This is a genomic window from Pseudomonas sp. IT-P218, assembly GCF_949767605.1.
In the GTDB taxonomy this organism is placed as follows: domain Bacteria; phylum Pseudomonadota; class Gammaproteobacteria; order Pseudomonadales; family Pseudomonadaceae; genus Aquipseudomonas; species Aquipseudomonas putida_AE.
Genome location: NZ_CATKQQ010000055.1, coordinates 154,219 through 178,177, shown reverse-complemented (window position 1 = coordinate 178,177; position 23,959 = coordinate 154,219). Strand labels below are relative to the sequence as shown.

Annotated in this window: 24 protein-coding genes; 13 read left to right on the top strand and 11 right to left on the bottom strand. The window is 60.1% G+C overall.

The window, feature by feature from the left end; translation table 11 throughout:
• The first annotated feature begins 49 nt into the window (after positions 1-49).
• On the top strand, positions 50-2,413 hold the full coding sequence (locus tag ACM6I6_RS23515) for a response regulator (protein ID WP_323607037.1): 2,364 nt from the start codon (positions 50-52) through the stop codon (positions 2,411-2,413).
• Here the strand turns inward: ACM6I6_RS23515 and ACM6I6_RS23510 are convergent.
• The 3 genes from ACM6I6_RS23510 to msrB form a co-directional block, all read right to left on the bottom strand.
• A complete protein-coding gene (locus ACM6I6_RS23510; protein ID WP_274073041.1) occupies positions 2,397-2,858 on the bottom strand; it encodes a MarR family winged helix-turn-helix transcriptional regulator in 462 nt (153 codons plus the stop codon). The two genes, ACM6I6_RS23515 and ACM6I6_RS23510, sit on opposite strands and share 17 nt — an antisense overlap.
• Complete coding sequence (locus tag ACM6I6_RS23505) at positions 2,855-3,340, bottom strand: glutathione peroxidase (protein WP_323607034.1); 486 nt, start codon at positions 3,338-3,340, stop codon at positions 2,855-2,857. Before ACM6I6_RS23505 ends, ACM6I6_RS23510 begins: the two co-directional genes overlap by 4 nt.
• Before the next feature lie 180 nt (positions 3,341-3,520).
• Positions 3,521-3,916: a peptide-methionine (R)-S-oxide reductase MsrB gene (gene msrB / locus ACM6I6_RS23500; RefSeq protein ID WP_414920783.1), complete on the bottom strand. Its 396-nt coding sequence runs from the start codon at positions 3,914-3,916 to the stop codon at positions 3,521-3,523.
• Between the two features lie 226 nt (positions 3,917-4,142).
• On the opposite strand from msrB, the gene ACM6I6_RS23495 reads away from it, so the two are divergent.
• Positions 4,143-5,354 carry a pyridoxal phosphate-dependent aminotransferase gene (locus ACM6I6_RS23495; RefSeq protein ID WP_034151309.1) on the top strand — a complete coding sequence of 404 codons (1,212 nt, stop codon included), beginning with the start codon at positions 4,143-4,145 and terminating at the stop codon, positions 5,352-5,354.
• A gap of 316 nt (positions 5,355-5,670) precedes the next feature.
• The gene (htpX, locus tag ACM6I6_RS23490) at positions 5,671-6,561 is read left to right on the top strand and encodes a protease HtpX (protein WP_008059113.1); all 891 of its coding nucleotides are present in this window, start codon (positions 5,671-5,673) and stop codon (positions 6,559-6,561) included.
• A gap of 158 nt (positions 6,562-6,719) precedes the next feature.
• On the opposite strand, the gene ACM6I6_RS23485 is transcribed toward htpX, so the two are convergent.
• Positions 6,720-7,376 carry a thiopurine S-methyltransferase gene (locus ACM6I6_RS23485; RefSeq protein WP_323607030.1) on the bottom strand — a complete coding sequence of 219 codons (657 nt, stop codon included), beginning with the start codon at positions 7,374-7,376 and terminating at the stop codon, positions 6,720-6,722.
• A 103-nt stretch (positions 7,377-7,479) separates the two neighbouring features.
• Here ACM6I6_RS23485 and ACM6I6_RS23480 point away from each other — a divergent pair, with 103 nt between their 5' ends.
• Positions 7,480-8,247 (top strand): DODA-type extradiol aromatic ring-opening family dioxygenase, encoded by a 768-nt coding sequence (locus ACM6I6_RS23480; protein ID WP_414920782.1) that lies wholly within the window; start codon positions 7,480-7,482, stop codon positions 8,245-8,247.
• Positions 8,248-8,273: 26 nt separating this feature from the next.
• Here ACM6I6_RS23480 and phnR read toward each other — a convergent pair whose 3' ends face one another.
• Positions 8,274-8,987: a phosphonate utilization transcriptional regulator PhnR gene (gene phnR / locus ACM6I6_RS23475; protein ID WP_274073036.1), complete on the bottom strand. Its 714-nt coding sequence runs from the start codon at positions 8,985-8,987 to the stop codon at positions 8,274-8,276.
• 351 nt (positions 8,988-9,338) lie between these two features.
• Between phnR and ACM6I6_RS23470 the strand changes: the two genes are divergently transcribed.
• The 6 genes from ACM6I6_RS23470 to ACM6I6_RS23445 all read left to right on the top strand — a co-directional run bounded on the left by ACM6I6_RS23470 (position 9,339) and on the right by ACM6I6_RS23445 (position 14,768).
• Complete coding sequence (locus ACM6I6_RS23470; protein WP_323607028.1) at positions 9,339-10,403, top strand: ABC transporter substrate-binding protein; 1,065 nt, start codon at positions 9,339-9,341, stop codon at positions 10,401-10,403.
• 177 nt (positions 10,404-10,580) lie between these two features.
• Positions 10,581-11,387, top strand: a complete 807-nt coding sequence (locus ACM6I6_RS23465; protein WP_274073034.1) for an alkaline phosphatase family protein — start codon at positions 10,581-10,583, stop codon at positions 11,385-11,387.
• A 5-nt stretch (positions 11,388-11,392) separates the two neighbouring features.
• Entirely contained in the window at positions 11,393-12,229 is an 837-nt protein-coding gene (locus tag ACM6I6_RS23460; RefSeq protein ID WP_274073283.1) for an ABC transporter permease, read from the top strand.
• Positions 12,216-13,016 (top strand): ABC transporter permease, encoded by an 801-nt coding sequence (locus tag ACM6I6_RS23455; protein WP_274073033.1) that lies wholly within the window; start codon positions 12,216-12,218, stop codon positions 13,014-13,016. The genes ACM6I6_RS23460 and ACM6I6_RS23455 overlap by 14 nt, the downstream gene beginning before the upstream one ends.
• Positions 13,013-14,002, top strand: a complete 990-nt coding sequence (locus ACM6I6_RS23450; RefSeq protein ID WP_323607025.1) for an ABC transporter ATP-binding protein — start codon at positions 13,013-13,015, stop codon at positions 14,000-14,002. Before ACM6I6_RS23455 ends, ACM6I6_RS23450 begins: the two co-directional genes overlap by 4 nt.
• 112 nt (positions 14,003-14,114) lie before the next feature.
• Entirely contained in the window at positions 14,115-14,768 is a 654-nt protein-coding gene (locus ACM6I6_RS23445) for an HAD family hydrolase (RefSeq protein ID WP_323607023.1), read from the top strand.
• Positions 14,769-14,864: 96 nt separating this feature from the next.
• Here ACM6I6_RS23445 and ACM6I6_RS23440 read toward each other — a convergent pair whose 3' ends face one another.
• Positions 14,865-15,827, bottom strand: a complete 963-nt coding sequence (locus tag ACM6I6_RS23440) for an NAD(P)H-quinone oxidoreductase (protein WP_274073030.1) — start codon at positions 15,825-15,827, stop codon at positions 14,865-14,867.
• Positions 15,828-15,965: 138 nt separating this feature from the next.
• On the opposite strand from ACM6I6_RS23440, the gene ACM6I6_RS23435 reads away from it, so the two are divergent.
• From ACM6I6_RS23435 to ACM6I6_RS23425, 3 genes are all read left to right on the top strand, one after another.
• Complete coding sequence (locus ACM6I6_RS23435) at positions 15,966-18,047, top strand: carboxy terminal-processing peptidase (protein ID WP_274073029.1); 2,082 nt, start codon at positions 15,966-15,968, stop codon at positions 18,045-18,047.
• Between the two features lie 131 nt (positions 18,048-18,178).
• Positions 18,179-19,954 carry a bifunctional diguanylate cyclase/phosphodiesterase gene (locus ACM6I6_RS23430; protein WP_274073028.1) on the top strand — a complete coding sequence of 592 codons (1,776 nt, stop codon included), beginning with the start codon at positions 18,179-18,181 and terminating at the stop codon, positions 19,952-19,954.
• A 196-nt stretch (positions 19,955-20,150) separates the two neighbouring features.
• Positions 20,151-20,825 (top strand): DUF3313 domain-containing protein, encoded by a 675-nt coding sequence (locus ACM6I6_RS23425; protein ID WP_414920781.1) that lies wholly within the window; start codon positions 20,151-20,153, stop codon positions 20,823-20,825.
• A gap of 404 nt (positions 20,826-21,229) precedes the next feature.
• Here ACM6I6_RS23425 and ACM6I6_RS23420 read toward each other — a convergent pair whose 3' ends face one another.
• The 5 genes from ACM6I6_RS23420 to ACM6I6_RS23400 form a co-directional block, all read right to left on the bottom strand.
• Entirely contained in the window at positions 21,230-21,637 is a 408-nt protein-coding gene (locus ACM6I6_RS23420; protein WP_274073025.1) for a sel1 repeat family protein, read from the bottom strand.
• Entirely contained in the window at positions 21,638-22,009 is a 372-nt protein-coding gene (locus tag ACM6I6_RS23415) for a hypothetical protein (protein ID WP_003223109.1), read from the bottom strand.
• A complete protein-coding gene (locus tag ACM6I6_RS23410) occupies positions 22,006-22,347 on the bottom strand; it encodes a helix-turn-helix transcriptional regulator (protein ID WP_323607015.1) in 342 nt (113 codons plus the stop codon). Before ACM6I6_RS23410 ends, ACM6I6_RS23415 begins: the two co-directional genes overlap by 4 nt.
• Positions 22,348-22,461: 114 nt before the next feature.
• Positions 22,462-22,917, bottom strand: a complete 456-nt coding sequence (locus ACM6I6_RS23405; protein ID WP_274073023.1) for a YkvA family protein — start codon at positions 22,915-22,917, stop codon at positions 22,462-22,464.
• Between the two features lie 291 nt (positions 22,918-23,208).
• Positions 23,209-23,922 (bottom strand): FKBP-type peptidyl-prolyl cis-trans isomerase, encoded by a 714-nt coding sequence (locus tag ACM6I6_RS23400; protein ID WP_008060887.1) that lies wholly within the window; start codon positions 23,920-23,922, stop codon positions 23,209-23,211.
• Positions 23,923-23,959: the final 37 nt, after the last annotated feature.

The following is a 23,959-nucleotide window of genomic DNA, read 5'->3' as shown; positions in this document are numbered from 1 at the left end:
GTCAACCGCCCTATGGCAGGGCTCATGGGAACACCCTGCATGATCGACTATGCTTGAGCAGCGAAGGAAAACGGAAGTGATTCAGCACCCCATGGATATCAAGTTCACCAACCGCCTGTCTTACAAACAGGCGCGGCTCACCGTGCTGGTCGGTTTCGTCCTGGGTATGCTGCTCAGCGTGCTGCAAATAGGCATCGATTATGCCAGCGAAGACGCCTCCATCAACCGTGAAATACTGTCTCTGCTCGAAATCAGCCACAACCCCGCCTCGCGCATCGCCTACAACATCGACGCCGAACTCGCCCAGGAACTGACCCTGGGCCTGCTGCGCTCGCCCGCGATCATCGGCGCGAAGCTGACCGACAACAACGGCAATATCCTGGCCAACGTCAAGCGTCCCGGCCTGCAAAGCGGCTATCGGGTATTGAGTGACCTGCTATTCGGGGCCAATCGGCAGTTCGAAGACCGCCTGTACCTGGATCATTTGCCCGGCGAATCCCTGGGCACCCTGCAACTGGACGTCGACACTTACTCATTCGGCTACCGCTTCCTGCGCCGGGCCGAGGTCACCCTGATCAACGGTTTCGCCCGCAGCCTGCTGCTGAGTGGCATCCTCCTGGCGCTGTTCTACGTGATGCTGACCAAGCCCTTGGTGCGGGTCATCCGCGAACTCAGCGGCCGCGATCCACGCAACGCCGAGCCGACGTCGCTGGAATGCCCGGCGGGACACGCCAACGACGAAATCGGCGTGCTGGTGAAAGTTGCCAACCAGCAATTCGAAAACATCGCCACCGAAATCCAGCAGCGACGCAACGCCGAAAATCGCCTGACCGACTATCTTGCCCAGCTGGAAAACATCGTGTCGGCGCGCACGACCGAGCTCAAGGCCATCAATGCCCGGCTCAGTCAATCCAATCAGGAGCTGGAAGTCGCTCGCAGCACCGCCCTGGACATGGCCGAAGCGCGCTCGGTGTTCCTGGCCAACATGAGCCACGAAATCCGCACGCCCCTCAATGGCCTGCTGGGCATGATCGCGCTGTCGCTGGACGGCCCGCTGAATGCCGAGCAACAGCAACAGCTGGCCATCGCCCATGACTCGGGCAAAGTCCTGGTGGAGTTGCTCAACGATATCCTCGACCTGTCGAAATTCGACGCCGGCCAACTCGAACTCGAACACATCCCGTTCGACCTGGGCTCGCTGGTCGAAGACACCGCCAACCTGCTGTCACAGAACGCCGCGCCGAGTGTCGAACTGACCTGCCTGATCGACCCGGACTTTCCTGCGCTGGTGCTCGGCGATCCGACAAGGGTGCGGCAGATCGTCAGCAACCTGCTGTCCAATGCGCTCAAGTTCACCCGTTTCGGCCGGGTCGATGTGCGGCTGTCGACCTATAAGGATGGCGTCAGCATCGAAGTCTGCGACACGGGCATCGGCATCCCGCGGGAGGCTCAGGTCAAGATCTTCCAGCCCTTTACCCAGGCGGGTGCCGGCATCACCCGACAATTCGGCGGTACCGGCTTGGGCCTGGCCCTGACCTATAACCTGTGCGAAGCCATGCAAGGTCGCCTCACCATCAGTTCTGAAGCCGGTTTCGGCAGCCAGTTCTGCGCGCAACTGCCGCTGCCCAGTCATACCCGGGCACTGGCCCCGCCCCCCCTGCAGGGCAAAATCGTGGCAATTACCGCCGCCGGCAGCGGCCTGGCGGAACTGCTGAAAAGTGTATTGCCTGGTTGGGGGCTCGATTATCAACAGCGCACGATCGATGACTCATTGCTCGGTCTGGACCCCGATGTGCTGATCACCGATTGCCCCGAGTGCCTGTTCAACCTGCGCCCCACCATCCGCGCGCCGATCCTGCTGGTGACCGCTTACGGCAGCTTCCTGCCCAGCGAAGAGGCCAGCGCCCTCGCCCCCTTGCAGCAGCAGGCCCGTCCTTTGGCACGCAATGCGCTACACCAGACCTTGCAGCGAATCCTCCTGGTGCAAACCGACACCCCCAGCGATACCCGGGTCGATGCCACCCTCGCGCAGCGCCGGGCGCGGGTGCTGCTGGTCGAGGACAACCCGGTCAACCAGCTGGTGGCCAAGGGCATGCTGGGCAAACTCGGTTGCGACGTGATCGTCGCCGCGCACGGCGCCGAAGCGCTGGATCAATTGGAGAGCCGCGATTTCGATCTGGTGCTGATGGACTGCAACATGCCGGTCATGGATGGCTATGAGGCCAGTCGGCAAATCCGTCGCAGCGGTCGCTGGCCGCAGTTACCCATCGTCGCCCTGACCGCCAACGCCATGTCCGAAGAGCGCGAACGCTGCCGTGCGGCGGGCATGAGCGACTACCTGGCCAAACCTTTTCGTCGAGAAGAGCTGGCCGCCCTGCTGGATGTGTGGATACCGGCTACGACAGCGCCTTGATCTGCCCCAACAAGTGATCCAGGCCGTCGCGCAGCTCATTCAGGCGATCCAGGTCCACGCCGCTGTCGCACAACAGGCGGGCCTTGAGCGGGCCGACCTGATCACGCAGCGCCGTGCCCTGGGGCGACAGGCTCAGGTGCACCTCCCGCTCATCCCGCGCCGAGCGCTGGCGCTGAACCAGCTGCAATTGCTCAAGACGCTTGAGCAACGGCGTCAGCGTGCCGGAATCCAGCGCCAGGCGTTCGCCCAGGGCCTTGACCGTGGGCTGCTCCGGGGCTGTTGCCTGCCATTCCCACAACACCAGCATCGCCAGGTACTGCGGGTAAGTCAGGCCCAACTGATCGAGCATCGGCTTGTAGGCGCGAATCACCGCCCGGGACGCGGCATACAGTTTGAAGCAGAGCTGGCTGTCGAGGCTCAGCGAATCAACGGACAAGGTGTTCATTTGAGCAGGGCTTCGATCTCGCTGCTCAAGTCCTGCGGCTTGGTCGCCGGCGCGAAGCGCTTGACCAACTGGCCGTCCTTGCCGATCAGGAACTTGGTGAAGTTCCACTTGATGCCCTGGGAACCGAGCACACCCGGCGCACGCTTTTTCAGCTGCACGAACAATGGATGGGCACCGTCGCCATTGACTTCGATTTTCTTGAACAGCGGGAAACTGACTCCGTAGTTGAGCTCGCAGAACTCGCTGATCGCCCCTTCGTTACCCGGCTCCTGCTTGCCGAACTGATTGCAGGGAAAGCCCAGTACCACCAGGCCCTGGTCCTTGTAGGTCTGCCACAGCTCTTCAAGGCCTTTGTATTGCGGGGTGAAACCGCATTTGCTGGCGGTGTTGACCACCAGCACGGCCTTGCCGGCGTAATCCGCCAGGGTTTTCTGTTCGCCCTTGATGGTGGTGCAAGGGATGCTGAGGAGATTGTCGCTCATGATTGGGGCGCTCTAGATGGGGGTGATTTGACAAACATAGCGAGCAATTGAATTGCGTGCAATGTAATTAATCGAGCGCCAAACCTGGAGGAGCCGGCTTGCTGGCGATCGGCACGCCGCGGTGTGTCAAATCCACCGCTATCGCCAGCAAGCCGGCTCCTACAGAGAATCGAGGTGATCTTATTCGCGGGGTACCAGGTCCAGGCACACGGTGTTGATGCAATAACGCAACCCGGTCGGCGGCGGGCCATCGGGGAATACGTGGCCCAAATGCGCGTCACATTTGGCGCAGACCACTTCGGTACGGATCATGCCGTGACTGACATCACGGATCTCGACCATCGCACTGTCACCGATCGGCGCGTAGAAACTCGGCCAGCCGCAACCGGAATCGAACTTGGTGGCGGAGTCGAACAACGGCTCGTTGCAGCAGATGCAATGATAGACACCATCGGTCTTGGTGCCGTTGTACTTGCCGGAAAACGGGCGCTCGGTGCCCTTGAGCCGGCAAACGTTGTACTGCTCTGGATCGAGCATGGCCTTCCATTCTTCCAGGGATTTTTCCAACTTTTCCATCATCACACCTCAGCAGCTGAAAAAGCCCGATCTGTACCTTTTCCACGGATCGGGCGGCACGTATGATTGCGCCTCGTCAAACGCCAGTCTGGCAGCCAGACCACGCGCATTCAAACGGATTTATGGGTGCTGCCTCTCAAGGCGCCAGGCCTGTGTGATAACGCAGGTTTCCCAGCACGGTTGTCCACACGCCGCCTGGATCGTTCATTTTCGGGAACACATCGCCATGCAGGTCAGCAAATCGAACAAGCTCGCCAACGTCTGCTATGACATTCGCGGCCCAGTGCTCAAGCACGCCAAACGCCTGGAAGAGGAAGGCCATCGCATCCTCAAGCTGAACATCGGCAACCCGGCGCCCTTTGGTTTCGAAGCGCCGGACGAAATCCTCCAGGACGTGATCCGCAACCTGCCGACCGCCCAGGGCTACAGCGACTCCAAGGGCCTGTTCAGCGCGCGCAAAGCCGTCATGCAGTACTACCAGCAAAAGCAGGTTGAAGGTGTCGGCATCGAGGACATCTACCTGGGCAACGGCGTTTCCGAGCTGATCGTGATGTCGATGCAGGCCTTGCTCAACAACGGCGACGAAGTGCTGGTACCGGCTCCCGACTACCCGTTGTGGACCGCCGCGGTGAGCCTGTCGGGCGGTAACCCGGTGCATTATCTGTGCGACGAGCAGGCCAACTGGTGGCCGGACCTGGCCGACATCAAGGCCAAGATCACCCCGAACACCAAGGCCCTGGTGATCATCAACCCGAACAACCCGACCGGTGCGGTGTATTCGAAAGAAGTACTGCTGGGCATGCTGGAACTGGCCCGCCAGCACAACCTGGTGGTGTTTTCCGACGAGATCTACGACAAGATCCTCTACGACGATGCCGTGCACATCTGCACCGCTTCGCTGGCGCCGGACCTGCTGTGCCTGACCTTCAACGGCCTGTCCAAGTCCTATCGAGTGGCCGGTTTCCGTTCCGGCTGGATCGCCATTTCCGGACCGAAACAACACGCCCAGAGCTACATCGAAGGCATCGACATGCTGGCCAACATGCGCCTGTGCGCCAACGTGCCGAGCCAGCACGCGATCCAGACCGCGCTGGGTGGCTATCAGAGCATCAACGATCTGGTGCTGCCGCAAGGGCGCCTGCTGGAACAGCGTAACCGCACCTGGGAACTGCTCAACGACATTCCCGGGGTGAGCTGCGTCAAGCCAATGGGCGCGCTATATGCCTTCCCGCGGATCGACCCGAAGGTCTGCCCGATCCACAACGACGAAAAGTTCGTCCTCGACCTGCTGCTCTCCGAGAAGCTGCTGGTGGTGCAAGGCACAGCCTTCAACTGGCCATGGCCCGACCACTTCCGCGTCGTGACCCTGCCGCGCGTCGATGACCTGGACATGGCCATCGGACGCATCGGCAATTTCCTCAAGTCCTACCGCCAGTAAGCGGCCTGTCACCGTGCGATGGCGGAAACATCGCACGGTGATTCATTCTGCAACACATGATTACGTCCTACCCATGACTGCTGCCTCGATGCCTGTGCAATGCCACATTGCCTGGTCACGTCGAGTAACCACGGGCACCCAGCCGCCGGTGGCCTGACAAACAACTTCGCCGTCCCACGTCGGAAATGCCCTGCAACCAGCTACGCTTTTGCTGTAGGACACAGTTTGAAATAGTCACTTGGTTGAATACCCCGGTGCAGCACCTTATATACCCCGCAGTACGCTACATCTTTAGCATGAGGAGATTTCTACAACCATGATGCGCATCCTGCTGTTCTTGGCCACTAACCTGGCGGTCGTGCTGATTGCCAGCATCACCCTGAGCCTTTTCGGCTTCAACGGGTTCATGGCGGCCAATGGGGTTGATCTCAACCTCAATCAGCTGCTGATTTTCTGTGCGGTCTTCGGTTTCGCCGGTTCCCTGTTCTCGCTGTTCATCTCCAAGTGGATGGCGAAGATGAGCACCAGCACCCAAATCATCAGCCAGCCGCGCACGCGTCACGAGCAATGGCTGCTGCAAACGGTCGAGCAACTGTCCCGCGAAGCCGGGATCAAGATGCCCGAAGTCGGGATCTTCCCGGCCTATGAGGCGAACGCCTTTGCCACCGGCTGGAACAAGAACGACGCACTGGTCGCCGTCAGCCAGGGCCTGCTGGAACGTTTCTCGCCGGATGAAGTGAAAGCCGTCCTGGCCCACGAAATCGGCCACGTGGCCAATGGCGACATGGTCACCCTGGCGTTGATCCAGGGCGTGGTGAACACCTTCGTGATGTTCTTCGCACGGATCATCGGCAACTTTGTCGACAAGGTGATCTTCAAGAACGAAGAAGGCCAGGGCATTGCCTACTACGTGGCGACCATCTTCGCCGAACTGGTCCTGGGTATCCTGGCCAGCGCCATCGTCATGTGGTTCTCGCGCAAGCGCGAATTCCGTGCCGACGAAGCCGGTGCCAACCTGGCCGGCACCGCCGCGATGATTGGCGCGTTGCAACGCCTGCGTGCGGAACAGGGCCTGCCGGTGCACATGCCTGACACCCTGAACGCCTTTGGCATCAACGGTGGCATCAAACAGGGCTTCGCCCGCATGTTCATGAGCCACCCGCCGCTGGAAGAGCGCATCGACGCACTGGCCCGTCGTCGGGGCTGAGAGGTTCTGAAGTAAACAAGAAGGCCCGCAGTGATGCGGGCCTTTTTTTCTACTGGATGGTTATGGTGTTTTTCATGGCCCCATCGCCAGCAGGCTGGCTCCCACAGTAGATGTGGGAGCCAGCCTGCTGGCGATGGAGCCCGGTAAAGCAACACCTTTTACTGAGTGGAAACCCGATAAACGCGCTCCTCAAGCCGCGTAACGCCTGCCTCCAGAAACTTCCCGCTCTCGCTCAGTACATCCTGGTCTTCGAGGATTTTTAGTGTCCACGCAGCACCGAACAACCGCTGCACCTCTTCATCGAGCACGGCAAACGGCGGACCGGGCATCTGCGCCTGGTCGTAATCCAGCGTGATCAACAACCCAAGCGCATCCTTCGGCACAATCCGCGTCAGGTGCGCGGCGTATTGCTCACGCATGGGCGGCGGCAGCGCAATCAGCGCGGCGCGGTCGTAAACAGCGGCGCAATCGGCCACATCACCAGCCGTCAGGTCGAAAAAGTCACCGCACCACAGCTCGATCGAGCCAGCCCGATAGACCTTGAACGGGCCCTGCTCACTGACATCAGGGTCGAAATGGTGCTCATTGAAGAAGTCCTCGATGGCCTTCTCCGACAACTCGATGCCCAACACCTCATGGCCTTCGCGGGCGAGCCACAACAAATCCAGGCTCTTGCCGCACAACGGCACCAGCACGCGAGCGCCGTCCTCCACACCCAACTGCGGCCAAAACCGTTGCAGATAAGGATTAACTTGCGGCAAGTGAAAGCCGATCTGATTCGACGCCCACTTCTTGTGCCAAAACTCCGGCTGCATAAATAACCCCGAAAATTCGATCAAAACACCCTAAAACTTATATTAGATTTAGATCAATGATCTGACAGAAGATGACGCCATCTTAACTCCCAGGAGCTCATCCATGTTCCCCAGCCTGTACATATCCCATGGTTCGCCGATGCTGGCCCTGGAACCGGGCGCCAGCGGACCGGCCCTGGCTCGCCTGGCCGCAGAGATGCCCAGGCCGGATGCCATCGTGATTGTCTCCGCACACTGGGAAAGCGATGAACTGCTGGTGGGCGGCAACCCGCAGCCGGACACCTGGCATGACTTCGGCGGTTTTCCAAAGGCTTTGTTCGAGGTGCAATATCCGGCTCCTGGTAACCCCGGGCTGGCCGAACAGGTGGTCGAACTGTTGCGCGCCAGTGCCCTTCCCGCCCGCATCGACAGCACACGACCGTTCGACCATGGCGTCTGGGTGCCGCTGTCGTTGATGTATCCCCAGGCCGACATCCCGATTGTCCAGGTTTCACTGCCTACTCGAGGCGGCCCGGCCTTGCAGGCCCGTGTGGGCCAGGCGTTGGCCGGCTTGCGCGAACAGGGTGTGCTGTTGATCGGTTCCGGCAGCATCACCCACAACCTGCGAGAGCTGGACTGGCATGTCGGCCCGGAGAGTGTCGAACCCTGGGCCCGGGAATTTCGCGACTGGATGATCGACAAGCTCGCGGCAAAGGATGAGGCCGCCCTGCACGACTATCGCCGGCAGGCACCGAACGCCGTGCGCAACCATCCCAGCGATGAACACTTGCTGCCGTTGTACTTTGCCCGCAGTGCCGGGGGGCAGTTCAGCATCGCCCACCAAGGGTTCACCCTGGGCGCGCTGGGCATGGACATCTACCGTTTCGGATAAGGCTGCGAAGCCCGCGGTGGCCCGGTTCAGGCCACATCGACCCCGACATGAATCGCATCATGGCGCCAGAACTCCAGGTCACAATCGATCAGCCGCCCGTGCTGATCGTAATTGACCCGGGCGATGCGCAATCCGGGACTGCCCACCGACACCCTTAAAGCGGCCGCCGCGTCTGCCGACAATGCCGTCGGCACGATCTCGAAGCGCACCCGCCCGTAGTGCAGGTCGTAGTGCCGCGCATACAGCTCGGTGATCGACTGATTCAGGTCGAAATCCAGAATGCCCGGAAAATACTGCGGATTCAGATAGTGCTCCACGTACAGCACCAGTCGCCCATCAATACGCCGCGAACGACAGACCTGAATCACGCTCGACAACGCCGGCAGCTGTAACCAGGCACAGATCGCCGCCGATGCCGGCAACAATCGCGCCGAAATGACCTCGGTGGACGGCACCCGCCCCTGGGCGCTGACCATGGCGTGGAAGTGACTGCGCTGCATGAGGTTGTAGGCCAGGCGCGGCGGCGACACGAACCAGCCACGACGCTCCTCGCGATAGATCTGGCCCTGTGCTTCGAGCTGCAGCAATGCCTCGCGCACGGTAATCCGGGTCGTCCCAAACAACTCACTGAGCTTACGCTCCGCTGGCAACTTGCTCCCGGGCGCCAACAGCCCCTTATCGAGCTGCTCCTGAAGCACCTGGCCTATGGCTGTCACCGCTTTTGTTGCCTCATCGCGCATCAACGTTACCTATCTGGACTAGACCAGCACTCTTTCGGGGCGCAACCGCTGGAAAAAACGGTTCTTTCAAGATCCTGCAAGCGTAGGCAATGCAGATGACCGAGAGATGACACAGCCGCCCGACGGTCATCCCGACAACGTGCAAGACATCGGCCAAGTCCCTTGTGTTATGGGGCTTCGCCCATGGTCTACGCTTACTTGGCACCCGCCGATACCGGGCAAATAAACGTCCGTCGGGGCGACGAACGACATCAAAGTGTCATCGAGCCGCCTTAGATTGGCTCAGGTATTGCTGACCTAGACCAACACAATCGCAATCGCAGCGTTGAAAACGCCCATAGGAGCTTCGGAATGAAACAGCTTTTCCTGGCATCACTGTTAGGCTCGACCATTGCCATGTGCACCGCCGCCATGGCGGCTGATGATTTGAAAACTCTCGAGGCCGCTGCGAAAGCGGAAGGCGCCGTCAACAGCGTCGGCATGCCCGATGACTGGGCCAACTGGAAAGGCACCTGGGAAGACCTGGCCAAGAAGTACGGCCTGAAACACATCGACACCGACATGAGTTCGGCCCAGGAAATCGCCAAGTTCGCCGCCGAGAAAGACAACGCCAGCGCCGACATCGGCGACGTCGGGGCCGCCTTCGGCCCGATCGCGGTCAAGCAAGGCGTGGTGCAACCCTACAAACCCACGACCTGGGACCAGATCCCGGACTGGGCGAAAGACAAGGACGGCAACTGGGCACTGGCCTATACCGGCACCATTGCTTTCATCGTCAATAAAAAGTTGCTGCACGGTTCCGACGTGCCGACCAAGTGGGCTGACCTCAAGACCGGCAAGTACAAGGTTTCCATTGGTGACGTAAGCACCGCGGCCCAGGCTGCAAACGGCGTTCTGGCCGCGGCACTGGCCAACGGCGGCGACGAGAAAAACCTTGAGCCGGCACTGTTGCTGTTCGCCGACCTCGCCAAGCAGGGTCGCCTGTCGATGTCCAACCCGGTCATTGGCGCCATGGAGAAAGGCGAGATCGAAGTCGGCGTGGTCTGGGACTTCAATGGCTTGAGCTACAAGGCCAAGATGGCCAACCCGGATGACTACGTGGTGCTGATCCCATCCGATGGTTCGGTGATTTCCGGCTACACCACCATCATCAACAAATACGCCAAGAACCCCAACGCGGCCAAGCTGACCCGCGAGTACATCTTCAGCGACGCCGGCCAGATCAACCTGGCCAAGGGCAATGCGCGTCCGATCCGCGCCGAACACATCACGCTGCCGGATGACGTAAAAGCCAAGCTGCTGCCGAACGAGCAGTACAAGAAGGTCACGCCGATCAAAGACGCGGATGCCTGGGAAAAAACCTCCAAGGCCCTGCCGCAGAAGTGGAACGAAGAAGTCATCGTCGAAATGAAATGACGCGATAGGTCCCATTTGGGGATCTGATGGAGATCCAAATGTGGGAGCGGGCTTGCTCGCGAATGCGGTGTGTCAGTCGACATCAATGTCGAATGTCAGTCCGCCTTCGCGAGCAAGCCCGCTCCCACAGTGGACCGAGTGAATTTCCAATTACTGTTTCCCGGAGTGTTTGCCCCCATGAAACACAACGTCATCCTGGTCGTGCTCGACGGCCTCAACTACGAAGTCGCGCGTCACGCCATGGGGCACCTGCAGGCTTACGTCGGCGCAGGACGCGCAGCGCTCTACAAACTGGAGTGCGAGTTGCCGGCCCTGTCCCGACCGCTTTACGAATGCATCCTGACCGGCGTCAAGCCGATCGACAGCGGCATCGTTCACAACAACGTCTCGCGCCTGTCCAACCAGCGCAGCATCTATCACTACGCCACCGACGCCGGGCTGAAAACCGCTGCGGCGGCTTATCACTGGGTCAGTGAGCTGTACAACCGCTCGCCCTTCGTAGCGTCCCGGGATCGTCATACCGACAACCCCGACCTGCCGATCCAGCACGGGCATTTCTACTGGAGCGATCACTATCCCGACTCGCACCTGTTCGCCGACGCGGAAAACCTGCGCTTGATTCACGCGCCGAATTTCCTGCTGATTCACCCCATGAACATCGACGACGCCGGACACAAGCACGGCCTCGACACCCCGCAGTACCGCAACAGCGCGCGCTTTGCCGACATCTACCTCGCGGACTATCTGCAAGGCTGGCTCGACGCCGGTTATCAGGTGCTGGTGACCGCCGATCACGGCATGAACAACGACCGCTCCCACAATGGCCTGCTGCCCGAGGAACGCGAAGTGCCGTTGTTCGTACTCGGCGATGCCTTCAGCTTCAATGCCGACGCGGCGCCGAAACAGACCGACCTCTGCGGCACCGTCTGCGAACTGCTGGGCGTCCCCCACGACAAGCCCGTGTGCCGGGAGCTGCTCAAGTGACCTCCATGACTCGCGGCAAATGGCTGGCAGCCCTGTGCCTGGTGCCCTTCGCCCTGTTCTTCATCGTGTTCGAAATCGCCCCACTGACATGGGTCATCATCAACAGCCTGGAATCGGAAGAGTCCGGTTGGGGTATTGCCAACTTCACCAAGGTCTTCAGCTCGAAGTTCTACCGGCAGGCGATCCAGTACAGCCTCGAGATCAGTTTCTGGTCCAGCGTGTTCGGCATCATCATCGCCGTGCTCGGTGCCTATTCCCTTCGCCGGGTCGACTCCAGGCTGCGCAACTTCGTCAACGCCTTCGCCAACATGACCAGCAACTTCTCCGGTGTGCCGCTGGCCTTCGCGTTCATCATTCTGCTGGGCTTCAACGGCAGCTTCACCATCATGCTCAAGCAGGCCGGGATCATTCAGGACTTCAACCTGTACTCGAAAACCGGGCTGATCATTCTCTACACCTACTTCCAGATTCCCCTGGGCGTGCTGCTGCTCTACCCGGCCTTCGACGCCCTGCGCGAAGACTGGCGCGAATCCGCCGAGCTGCTCGGCGCCAACGGCTGGCAGTACTGGCGGCACATCGGCCTGCCGGTGCTGACCCCGGCGCTGCTCGGCACCTTCGTGATCCTGCTGGCCAACGCCCTCGGCGCCTATGCCACCGTGTACGCCCTGACTACCGGCAACTTCAACGTGCTGACGATCCGGATCGCCGCGATGGTCTCGGGTGATATTTCCCTGGACCCGAACCTGGCCAGTGCCCTGGCCGTGGTGCTGGTGGCGTTGATGACCCTGGTGACCATCGTCCATCAACTGCTGCTGAAGAGGAGCTACCATGTCTCGCGCTGAACTGGGGCCTGCCGGCGTCTACCATCGGGTGGTGGTCTACCTGCTGTTTGCCATCATGTTGCTGCCGCTGGTCGGCACCTTCATCTATTCGATTTCCAGCAGTTGGTCGGCCACCATCCTGCCCAGCGGTTTCAGCATCAAATGGTACGTACAACTGTGGAGCGATCCGCGGTTCCTGAGCGCTTTCGGCCAGTCGCTGCTGGTCTGCGTCGGCGCCCTGGTTCTGGCGGTGGTACTGATCCTGCCGTTGCTGTTCGTGGTGCATTACCACTTCCCCAGACTCGATGCACTGATGAACATCCTGATCCTGCTGCCCTTCGCCGTGCCGCCGGTGGTGTCGTCGGTGGGCCTGCTGCAGCTCTACGGTTCCGGGCCGTTCGCCATGGTCGGTACGCCTTGGATCCTGATCGGTTGCTACTTCACCGTGGCGCTGCCGTTCATGTACCGCGCCATCACCAACAACCTGCAAGCGATCAACCTGCGCGACCTGATGGACGCCGCCCAACTGCTCGGTGCCAGCACTTTTCAGGCAGCGTTCCTGGTGGTGCTGCCGAACCTGCGCAAGGGCCTGATGGTGGCGTTGCTGCTGTCTTTCTCGTTCCTGTTCGGTGAGTTCGTGTTCGCCAACATCCTCGTCGGCACCCGCTACGAAACCCTGCAGGTCTACCTCAACAACATGCGCAACAGCAGCGGTCATTTCACCAGCGCGCTGGTGATTTCCTATTTCCTCTTTGTGCTGGTCTTGACCTGGATCGCCAACATCTTGAACAGGGACAAAAGCGAATGAGCTATGTCAGCGTCCAACATCTGCAAAAGAATTACGCCGGCACCACGGTGTTCAACGACATCAACTGCGAAATCCACAAAGGCGAATTCGTCACCCTGCTCGGCCCGTCCGGTTGCGGCAAATCCACCCTGCTGCGCTGCATCGCCGGGCTGACGCCGGTGGATGGCGGCAAGATCCTGCTCGATGGCGTCGATATCGTCCCGTTGAGCCCGCAAAAACGCGGGATCGGCATGGTGTTCCAGAGTTACGCGCTGTTCCCCAACATGACCGTGGAACAAAACGTCGCGTTTGGCCTGCGCATGCAGAAGGTCAACGCCGGCGACAGCCACAAGCGTGTCGCCGAGGTGTTGCAGCTGGTGGAACTGAACGACTTTGCCAGCCGTTACCCGCACCAGTTGTCGGGCGGCCAGTGCCAGCGTGTCGCCCTGGCTCGTTCATTGGTCACCCGCCCGCGCCTGCTGTTGCTGGATGAACCGCTGTCGGCCCTGGACGCGCGGATTCGCAAGCACCTGCGCGAACAGATCCGTCAGATCCAGCGCGAGCTGGGCCTGACCACGATCTTCGTCACACACGACCAGGAAGAAGCGCTGACCATGTCCGATCGCATTTTCCTGATGAACCAGGGAAAAATCGTACAAAGCGGTGACGCCGAAACCCTGTACACGGCACCTGTGGACGTCTTCGCCGCCGGTTTCATCGGCAACTACAACCTGCTGGACGCCGCCAGCGCATCCATGCTGTTGCAACGGCCGATCAACCACCGCATCGCCATTCGCCCGGAAGCCATCGAACTGAGCCTGGACGGCGATCTCGACGCCCAGGTGCGCAGTCACAGCCTGCTGGGCAATGTGATTCGCTACCGCATTGAAGCCCGCGGCGTGGAGCTGGTGGTGGATGTGCTGAACCGCTCGGCGTCCGACCTGCATCCCGATGGTCAGCGCCTGGCACTTTCCATCGATCCGACCGCCCTGTGTGAGGTGGCTTGAAGGCAGCTGCAAGTTTCAAGCTGCAAGCTTCAAGTTGTAGACTGCTGACCACTGAATCCACTTCTTGCAGCTTAAAGCTTGAAGCTTGCAGCTGTTCTCAGAGAGAACCCCAATGGCCCTGGCAATTTTTGATCTGGACGAAACCCTGATCCACGGCGACTGCGCCTCGTTGTGGAGTGAGCAAATGGTCCGCCTCGGCTGGGTCGACGGCGAATCCTTCCTGCGTCGCGACAAGGAACTGATGGACGCCTACGGCAGGGGTCACCTGGCCATGGAGGACTACATGGCCTTCAGCCTGGAACCCTTGATCGGCCGTACCCCCGCAGAAGTCGAGCACCTGGTCGGCCCGTGGGTGGAAGATTTCATCGAACCGATCATCTTCAGCGACGCCACCAAAACCATCGCCGCCCACCGCAAGGCCGGCGACCGGATCCTGGTGATTTCGGCCTCGGGCACGCATTTGGTGAGGCCGATTGCCGAACGTCTGGGCATCGACGAGATTCTCGGGATCGAGCTGGAAGTGGCGCACGGGGCCTATACCGGCAAGACCGTCGGTACGCTGACGTATCGCGAAGGCAAGATCACCCGGCTGCTGGAGTGGCTGGATGCGGAGGAGGAGAACCTGGAGGGCGCGAGTTTCTATTCCGACTCACGCAATGATTTGCCGTTGCTGCTGAAGGTGGATTTCCCGCATGTGGTCAATCCGGACCCGGTATTGCTTGAGCAGGCGGAAAAATCCGGCTGGCCGATCCATAACTGGAAGTAAAAGCAAAAGATCGCAGCCTGCGGCAGCTCCTACAGGAGAATGCGATCCCCTGTAGGAGCTGCCGCAGGCTGCGATCTTTTCAGGCCCAACCCGATATCAGCTCAGGCTCTCGTCAATCACCAACACCAACTTCCCCGCCACCGTATTACTCGCCAACTCCGCAAACGCCGCTTCGGCATCCTTGATCGGGAAGGCCTTCGCCAGTTGCGGGCTCAAGCGTTTATCGGCAAACAGCGGCCAGACATGCTGGCCCAGATCCCTGAACAGATCCGCCTTGAACTGATCGCTACGACTGCGCAGGGTCGAGCCCAGCAACTGCACGCGCTTGGCCAGCACCTGCGCCAGGTCCAGCTTCGCTTCACGCCCCCCCATCAGGCCGATCAGCACCCAACGGCCATCGGCCGCCATCAGTTTCAGGTTCAGCGCTGCGTAGTTGCCGCCTACCGGGTCGAGGATGACGTCGAACGGCCCCAGGTCGCGCAGGCTGTCCAGGTCGTCAGTGCGCACCACGCCGCCCTGGGCGCCGAGCGCTTCACAGTAGGCCAGGCGCTCGGCAGAGCCGACACTGACCCAGCACGGATTGCCGAACGCCTTGCAAAGCTGAATGGCAGCTGAACCGATTCCACTTGCTCCGGCGTGCAACAGCACTTTTTCACCCGGCTTGAGTGCCGCCAGTTGAAACAGGTTCAGCCAGACGGTGGCATAGACTTCCGGCAGCGCGGCCGCTTCGGCCAGTGACATTTCGTCGGGAACCGGCAACACATGCCGCCCGTCGACCACCACCTCCTCGGCCATCCCGCCCCCGGCCAGCAAGGCGCAAACCCGATCGCCCACCTGCCAGGACGAGCCCGGGCCCACCTCGCTGATCACCCCGGAACACTCGAGCCCAAGCACTTGGCTGGCCCCCGGCGGTGGAGGATAAAGGCCTGCCTTCTGCAACAGATCGGCGCGATTGAGACCCGCTGCTGCCACTCGAATCCGAACTTGCCCCGCATCACACGCAGGACTGGGCTCTTCATCCCACACCACTTGACCGTCAACGCCTTGCAATGCTTTCACAGTGCCTCCATAGTGAGTCTGGACTGAGCCCGAAGCTGTAGCGCCGGGCTTTTTGCATTATGCGACCGGCCCATGTGGAACCGGCGACTTCAAAGACGGCCTAATATGCGTTATCAATTGTCCCCGCGTCGAATCAACATGAAGCGTTTGTTCCCCAGCACTGCCCTCGCCCTTTTCATCGGTATCGGCCTGTTGCCGATGTCCGGCAATACTTTCGCAGCCAATAGCTGGGACAAGCTTCAGCCCGACCGTGACGAAGTCATCGCCAGTCTGAATGTCGTGGAACTGCTCAAGCGCCACCACTACAGTAAGCCGCCGCTCGATGACGCGCGCTCGCTGATCATCTACGACAGCTACCTGAAACTGCTCGACCCGTCGCGCAGCTACTTCATGGCCAGCGACATCGCCGAATTCGACAAGTGGAAGACCCAGTTCGACGACTTCCTCAAGAGCGGCGACCTCAACGCCGGGTTCACCATCTACAAGCGCTACCTGGACCGCGTCAAGGCGCGTCTGGACTTTGCCCTTGCCGAGCTGAACAAGGGCGTCGACAAGATCGACTTCACCTCCAAGGAAACCTTGCTGGTCGACCGCAAGGATGCCCCTTGGCTGAAATCCACCGCGGAACTCGACGACCTGTGGCGCAAACGCGTCAAGGACGAAGTGCTGCGGCAGAAGATCGCCGGCAAGGACTCCAAGCAGATCCAGGAAACCCTGACCAAGCGCTACAAGAACCAGCTGGCGCGCCTGGGCCAGACCCGTGCGGAAGACATCTTCCAGGCGTACATCAACACCTTCGCCATGTCCTACGACCCGCATACCAACTACCTGTCGCCGGATAACGCGGAAAACTTCGACATCAACATGAGCCTGTCCCTCGAGGGCATCGGCGCCGTGTTGCAGAGCGATAACGACCAGGTGAAAATCGTGCGCCTGGTGCCAGCAGGCCCTGCGGACAAGACCAAGCAGGTCGCACCGGCCGACAAGATCATCGGCGTAGCCCAGGGCAACAAGGAAATGGTCGACGTGGTCGGCTGGCGCCTGGACGAAGTGGTCAAGCTGATCCGCGGTCCGAAAGGCACCATCGTGCGCCTGGAAGTGATCCCGGCCAGCAATGCACCGAACGACCAGACCAGCAAGGTCGTGCCGATCACCCGCGAAGCGGTGAAGCTTGAAGACCAGGCGGTGAAAAAGTCGGTCCTCAACCTCAAGCAGGACGGCAAGGACTACAAGCTCGGTGTCATCGAGATCCCGGCCTTCTACCTGGACTTCAAGGCCTTCCGTGCCGGCGATCCGGATTACAAGAGCACCACCCGCGACGTCAAGAAGCTGCTGACCGAGTTGCAGAAAGACAAGGTCGACGGCGTGGTCATCGACCTGCGCAACAATGGCGGTGGCTCCTTGCAGGAAGCTACCGAGCTGACCAGCCTGTTCATCGACAAGGGCCCTACCGTGCTCGTGCGTAACGCCGACGGCCGCGTCGATGTCCTCGAAGACGAAAACCCGGGTGCCTTCTACAAAGGCCCGATGGCGTTGCTGGTCAATCGCCTGTCCGCCTCGGCCTCGGAAATTTTCGCCGGCGCCATGCAGGACTACCATCGCGCGCTGATCATCGGCGGCCAGACCTTCGGCAAAGGCACCGTGCAGACCATCCAGCCGCTGAACCATGGCGAGCTCAAGCTGACACTGGCCAAGTTCTACCGGGTTTCCGGGCAGAGCACCCAGCATCAGGGCGTACTGCCGGACATCGATTACCCGTCGATCATCGACACCAAGGAAATCGGCGAAAGCGCCCTGCCCGAAGCCATGCCGTGGGACACCATCAAGGCGGCGATCAAGCCTGCGCTCGACCCGTTCAAACCGTACATCACCCAGCTCAAGTCCGAGCATGACGTACGCACGGCCAAGGACGCGGAGTTCGTGTTCATCCGCGACAAACTGGCCCTGGCGCAGAAACTGATGGCGGAAAAAACCGTCAGCCTCAATGAAGCCGAGCGTCGTGCCCAGCACGCCGATATCGAAGCCAAGCAGCTCGCCATGGAGAACATCCGTCGCAAGGCCAAGGGCGAAGAGCCGCTCAAGGAGCTGAAGAAAGAAGACGAAGACGCTATCGCGGCCGAGGACGACAAGACGAAGCCGGAAGACGATGCCTACCTGAGCGAAACCGGGCGCATCCTCCTGGATTACCTGAAGCTCAATACCGCGGTCGCCAAGCACTAAGCTGATGGCAATTTAATGCTGACGCTCCCCGGAGCGTCATCAAACAGTCATCATTCTGTCGTGAAATAACGGACCGGCAGCCCTCTTGCACCCAAGAGCGCTCCGGTCCTTTTTTTTCGCCAGAGATCGCCATGACCACAACCGAACAGCTGAGTGCCTTGAGTTCAATACTGGCTCAAAGCGGTTTGCACAGCCTGTTCCAACCCATCATCTGCCTCTCTGAACGACGCATCCTGGGCTACGAAGCCCTGAGCCGCGGCCCCTCCAACAGCCCGTTGCACTCTCCTGTCGCCCTGTTCGCCGTCGCCCGCCAGGCGGGTCGCCTGAGCGAACTGGAAATCGCCTGCCGGCAGATCGCTTGCCGGCGTTTCAACGAACAGAAGCTGCCCGGCAAACTGTTCCTCAACGTCTCCCCGGAATCATTGCTCGAAGCGGCCCACCAGCCGGGTCGCACCTTGCAGCTGCTGCAGGATTTCGGCATCGCACCGAACCAGGTGGTGATCGAACTCACCGAGCAGACCCCGACCGACGACTTCCAGCTGCTGCACACCGCCTTGCATCATTATCGGGCCATGGGCTTTTCCATTGCCCTGGACGACCTGGGCGCGGGTTACTCAAGCTTGCGCCTGTGGTCCGAATTGCGCCCCGACTACGTGAAGATCGACCGCCACTTCATCGACGGCATCCACCAGGATGCCCTCAAGCGCGAGTTCGTAGGCTCAATCCTGCAGATCGCCAAAGCCTCGCGGGCCCAGGTGATCGCCGAAGGCATCGAGTTGCCGGAGGAACTGGCAGTCTTGACCGAAATGGGCATCGACCTGGTCCAGGGTTATCTCCTCTGCCGTCCCCAGGAGCATCCACCGCGCGATGCCCGCACCTTGATGCCCCGGCGCGACAGCAGCGCAGTGGCATTGGCCGACGACGGCAGCGACCTCAGCGCCCTGCTCAACGACCAGCCCGCCGTGCCCCGCAACACCCCGACCGCCACCGTGCTCGAAGCCTTCCGCCGCCAAGCCAACCTGAACTCCCTGGCGGTGCTGGACGAGCACGACCAGCCCTGCGGCATCGTCCATCGGCACTCGCTCTCGGACGCCCTGCTCAAGCCGTTCGCCACCGACCTGTTCGCCCGCAAACCGATCAGCCGCCTGATGAGCGACGACTTCCTCGCCGTCGAGATCAGCCAGTCGCTGCAACAGGTCAGCCGACTGATCACCAGCCGCGCCCGGCAACGCATCGAAGAAGACTTCATCATCACCCTCAACGGCCATTACCTGGGCCTGGGCCGGGTGATCGACGTGCTCAAGCTGATCACCGAACTGAAAATCCAGCAAGCACGCTACGCCAACCCCCTGACCCTGCTGCCGGGCAACGTGCCCATCCAGCAATGCCTCACACGCCTGCTGCAACAACAGCGCGAATCGGTGATCTGTTACGTCGACATCGACAGCTTCAAACCCTTCAACGACATCTATGGCTACGGCCGTGGCGACGAAGTCCTGCTGTGCCTGGCCCAATGCCTGAACGACCGCATCGACCCCTCCCGCGACTTCGTCGGCCATATCGGCGGCGACGACTTCCTGCTGGTACTGGGCCCGGACGACTGGCGCAAACGTTTAAACCAACTGCTCGACGACTTCCACAGCCAGTGCCGACGCTTCTACCGCAGCGAACACCTGGAAGCCGGCTGCTTCACCGCCCCCAACCGCCAGGGGGTACGCCAGGAGTTTCCCTTGTTGTCGCTGTCGATTGGGGTGGTGCATTTACATCCGCAGGCATGTGGTCAGCTGGATGCGAGCCAGTTGGCGGAGATGGCTTCGCAGGCGAAGCATCATGCGAAGAATGTGCAGGGGTATAGCGTGCATGTGATTGATAGCATGGCGGGGACGGGGCGATTGCATTCGAACTGACCACCGATTTCATCGGTTCATCATGTGTCGCCTGGTTATTTACCCCCTCTCTCTACAAACCATGGAGAAATGAATCGGTTGCAGCGCCCCTACCTGACTATGCTGAATAGCGGTCATTTTGATGTTCCGGCCAACGGCGAAATCTAGGACAGGCCTGCTTCAAGGGTCAATCCTGCTTATCAATACAGGACTCAACATGGATAAATCACGCTATTGGCTTTCTGGCTTGGTCATGAGCGCAATGATGCTCAATGGCTGCGCTTCCAAGGTCACTGAAGTAGACCAGTACTCTGGGTACCTGGATCGTTATGATGTTTTGCAGCCGTCGGTTTCTGCCACAGGCGCGTCGACACTGCGCTGGGTTTCCCCAGGCTTTAGTCCTGCGGCATTTGATACGGTGAACTTCGATGGGTTGGAATTGTTTCCTGCGCCCACGGCGACGGATCGCATAAACATGCAGGCATTCACGCAACTTCAACAGACGACCAACCAGGCTGTTGTTAGCGCATTGTCAAAGCGATACAGGGTATCCAATACCTTGCAGCCCCTGCCCCCCAATGCACGCCCTTTGGTCATGAGAGCTGCCATTACCGGCGTGAATGCCTCCAACGAAGGCATGAAGTGGTATGAAATCATTCCCGTAGCGGCAGTGGTAGGAGGCGTGGGTGCCGTCACCGGGCACCGCGATCAAGACACCGAGTTGTATGTAGAGGCAGTCTTGCTCGACCCGGCGACCAACGAACCGGTAGCGAGAGTCGTGCGCAAGGTATTTGGAAACAAACTGGAAAATGCTTCAACGCAAATCAAGGCTGAGGATTTTACGCAAGCAATCAATGGATTGGGCGCCGACTTGAGTGCGTTCGTTCATTAGTACTTAGAAAAGTTTACGCATCACGGCGGTGGTCGGGCAGGACCACCTGGCCGCTAGCTCCAGCAACTCACTAGAAACGCCCACTCAGGCCAGAAACGTGAATACGGCAGCCTAGTCAGCCATCAGGTTTACATGGACTGATAAGGGGACGACTGATAAGTGATAAGGGGACGGATTTATTTTCCCATCCCTTTGTTGGAAAAATAAATCCGTCCCCTTTTTCGCCTTTTTCGCCTTTTTCGTTTTTTCGCTTTTTCGCTTTTTCGCTTTTTCGTCCAGTTCACGAAAACCGCCACAACTTGAAGGAAATTTCCGAGGACCTTACCCAGAAAATTCGCCCAATAAAAAGCAACGAGGCACGAGGTTTCCCTCACGCCACCTGTGTGTATCGAAAAATAAACGAATTACTGCGAAGAACCGCCAGCATCCAACTCTTTAAGTTTGATCTCGGCCAACGGATGCCCGGCCTTGGCGGCCATCTCCCAGAACCGCGCCGCTTCCGCCGGGTCCGGCGCCTTGCTCGGGCTCCCAGCCAGGCTGATCACGCCCACTTGGTAGGCTGCCTTGCCATCACCGGCCAATGCGGCCAGACGTAACAGGCGGACACCCTCTTCCCGCGCTCCCAAGCCGACGCCACGAAAGGTCAGGATGTGACCATAGAAACTCTGCGCGCCGACATCGCCCAGGTTCGCCATGCGTGCGAACTGCCCCTCCATCCAGCTCCAGCCGCGGGGCTGGCGCACGAACCAGGGCCAGTGGAACAACCGGCGGGCCAGCCAGTAGCCGGCCCGTGCCTTGAGCTTCAGGAACACTCAGGCCTCCGCCGATTCGGGGTACTCGTATTCGAACACGCGAACCACTTCCGAGGCGTGCCAGGAGGCGGCGGCGACGCCGTCGGATGGGCCGGAGAAACGGCCCAGGCGCTCGACGCATTCAAAGAAACCGGTGCGTGGCAAGCGGCTGGCGCCCTGGCTGATCACCAGCGAGCTGCGCAGTGGCTGTTCGGCCTTGGCGTCCAGTGCGGCCAGGTGTTCGAGCGCGGCGGTGAGGGTTTGCATGGCGGGCGTCGGCAGCTGCAAGCGCTCCAGCAAGGCGCGGTAGGTCAGGAGATGGCGCTGTCGGCGCGCCTGGTCCAGTTCGCCTAACAGACCGTCCCAATGTTGACGACTGATGCGTACGCTCACGATTCATCCCTCCACCCTGGCACCGTCAATTCCCAGGCCAGGCTGCGGCGAATCGCGGCGTCGGGCAGACGCTCGCCACTTTCGATCATGGCCAGGTATGACGGGCTGATGCCTACCGTGCGGGCCAGCGCCTCGATGGCGATGCCCTTCCCTTCGCGCAAACTGCGGAGTTGATCCAGACCTGGAAGAATGGGGTCCGGGGTGGTCGCGAGCGGCGCCGGGGCCGGACGCGACGGTGCTTCGTTGATGCCTGCTGCTTTGAGTAAAGCCTGATACTGAGCCCATGGCAGAACCGCATATTCGGGCTCGCCTTCGCGTGTAATTATCTGAATATCCATGACTACCCCGTAGGACAAAAACACTTAGCGAGTCGGCACTTTTCCCTAGAAGTGTAATCCTAACAGCGGCTAAGGTCGCGGGGGCTATCTATCTGCGGCGCAGACTGGACCAAATCAGGACTTTTTCGGTCCTTGAAGTTTCAGTTTCTCAGGGGTATCGGGCAGGCGCTCGACCACGGCGAGCTTTTCCGGCACCTGGCGTTTGCGCCAGGCGCGGAAGGCGTTGAGTTCATCGTCGAGGACTTTCATCAGCCAGGCCAGCACGGCGATGTCGTCGATCATGCCGAACAGCGGCAGAAAATCAGGAATGGCATCGACCGGGCTGAGAAAGTACATCAGGCCGGCGACGACCGAGATCAGTGCCTTGGGACTTATGGCGCGGTATTCACCGCGCCAATAGGCCAGGCACAGTGCCTGCAACAGGCGCAGATCGTCCTTGAGTTTGCCGAGCCGGTTGCCTTGGCTGGCACTTTTACTGGCCACCGCGAACAGCAAGGTCGGCAAGCGCCCACGGGCGAGCAGGCGTCCGGCCAGGGGCAGGAAACGAGCAAAATTCCAGGGTGCTTTCATGATGCCTCCGGCAAGAATGTTATCCACACAAATTGTGGATAACCTTGTGAACAGAGCCACTTTTCATGGCTGAAAGGCCCGTTTCATAAGGGCTTAACTCAGATCGGGCGTTTTTTGCCCATCTAAAAAATCCTAATATTTCATTGACTTGGAGGTCTGCCGAAGGTTAGGGCCGGCCCCCACACTGTCTATGACTTCAGCATGCGGCAACTGTTCGCTTTGTTTACCATGCAGCACCAGATGCAACAACGCCCCGCATGAGCGAGGCGTTGTTGTCAAAGCAGACGCGAATTACTTGGCGGCGTCTTCTTTTGCTGGATCCTTGATGGCCAGCAGTTCCAGGTCGAACACCAGTACCGAGTTGGCCGGGATCGCCGGGCTTGGGCTTTGCGCGCCGTAAGCCAGTTCGCTAGGAATGTACAGCTTGTACTTCTCGCCGACGTGCATCAGTTGCAGGCCTTCGACCCAACCCGGAATCACACCGCTGACCGGCAGATCGATCGGGCTGCCGCGCTCGACGGAGCTGTCGAAAACGGTGCCGTTGGTCAGCTTGCCGGTGTAGTGAACGGTCACTACGTCAGTCGGCTTAGGCTGGGCGCCATCAGCTTTCTTTTCCACTTCGTATTGCAGGCCGGAAGCGGTGGTCACGACGCCAGCTTTCTTGGCGTTTTCTTCGAGGAATTTCTTGCCGGCGGCTGCCGACTCTTCGCTCATCTTGGCCATGCGCTCTTCGGCACGCTTTTGCAGCGCGGCGAAGGCTTCGACCAATTCTTCATCCTTGAGCTTCTGCTCTTTCTTGCCGACCGCATCTTCGATGCCCTGGGCGACGGCTTTGGAGTCCAGATCGTCCATGCCTTCCTGAGCCAGGCTCTTGCCCATGTTCAGGCCAATTCCGTAGGAAGCTTTTTGCGCCGGGGTTTTCAGCTCTACGCTGGTTTGCGAGTCGCAACCCGCAAGTACCAGGCTAACCAGGGCCACCGCCGCCGCCAACCGATGCTGTTTCATGCTATTTCCTTGTTCATGCGCCTAAAGGGCAATCGAG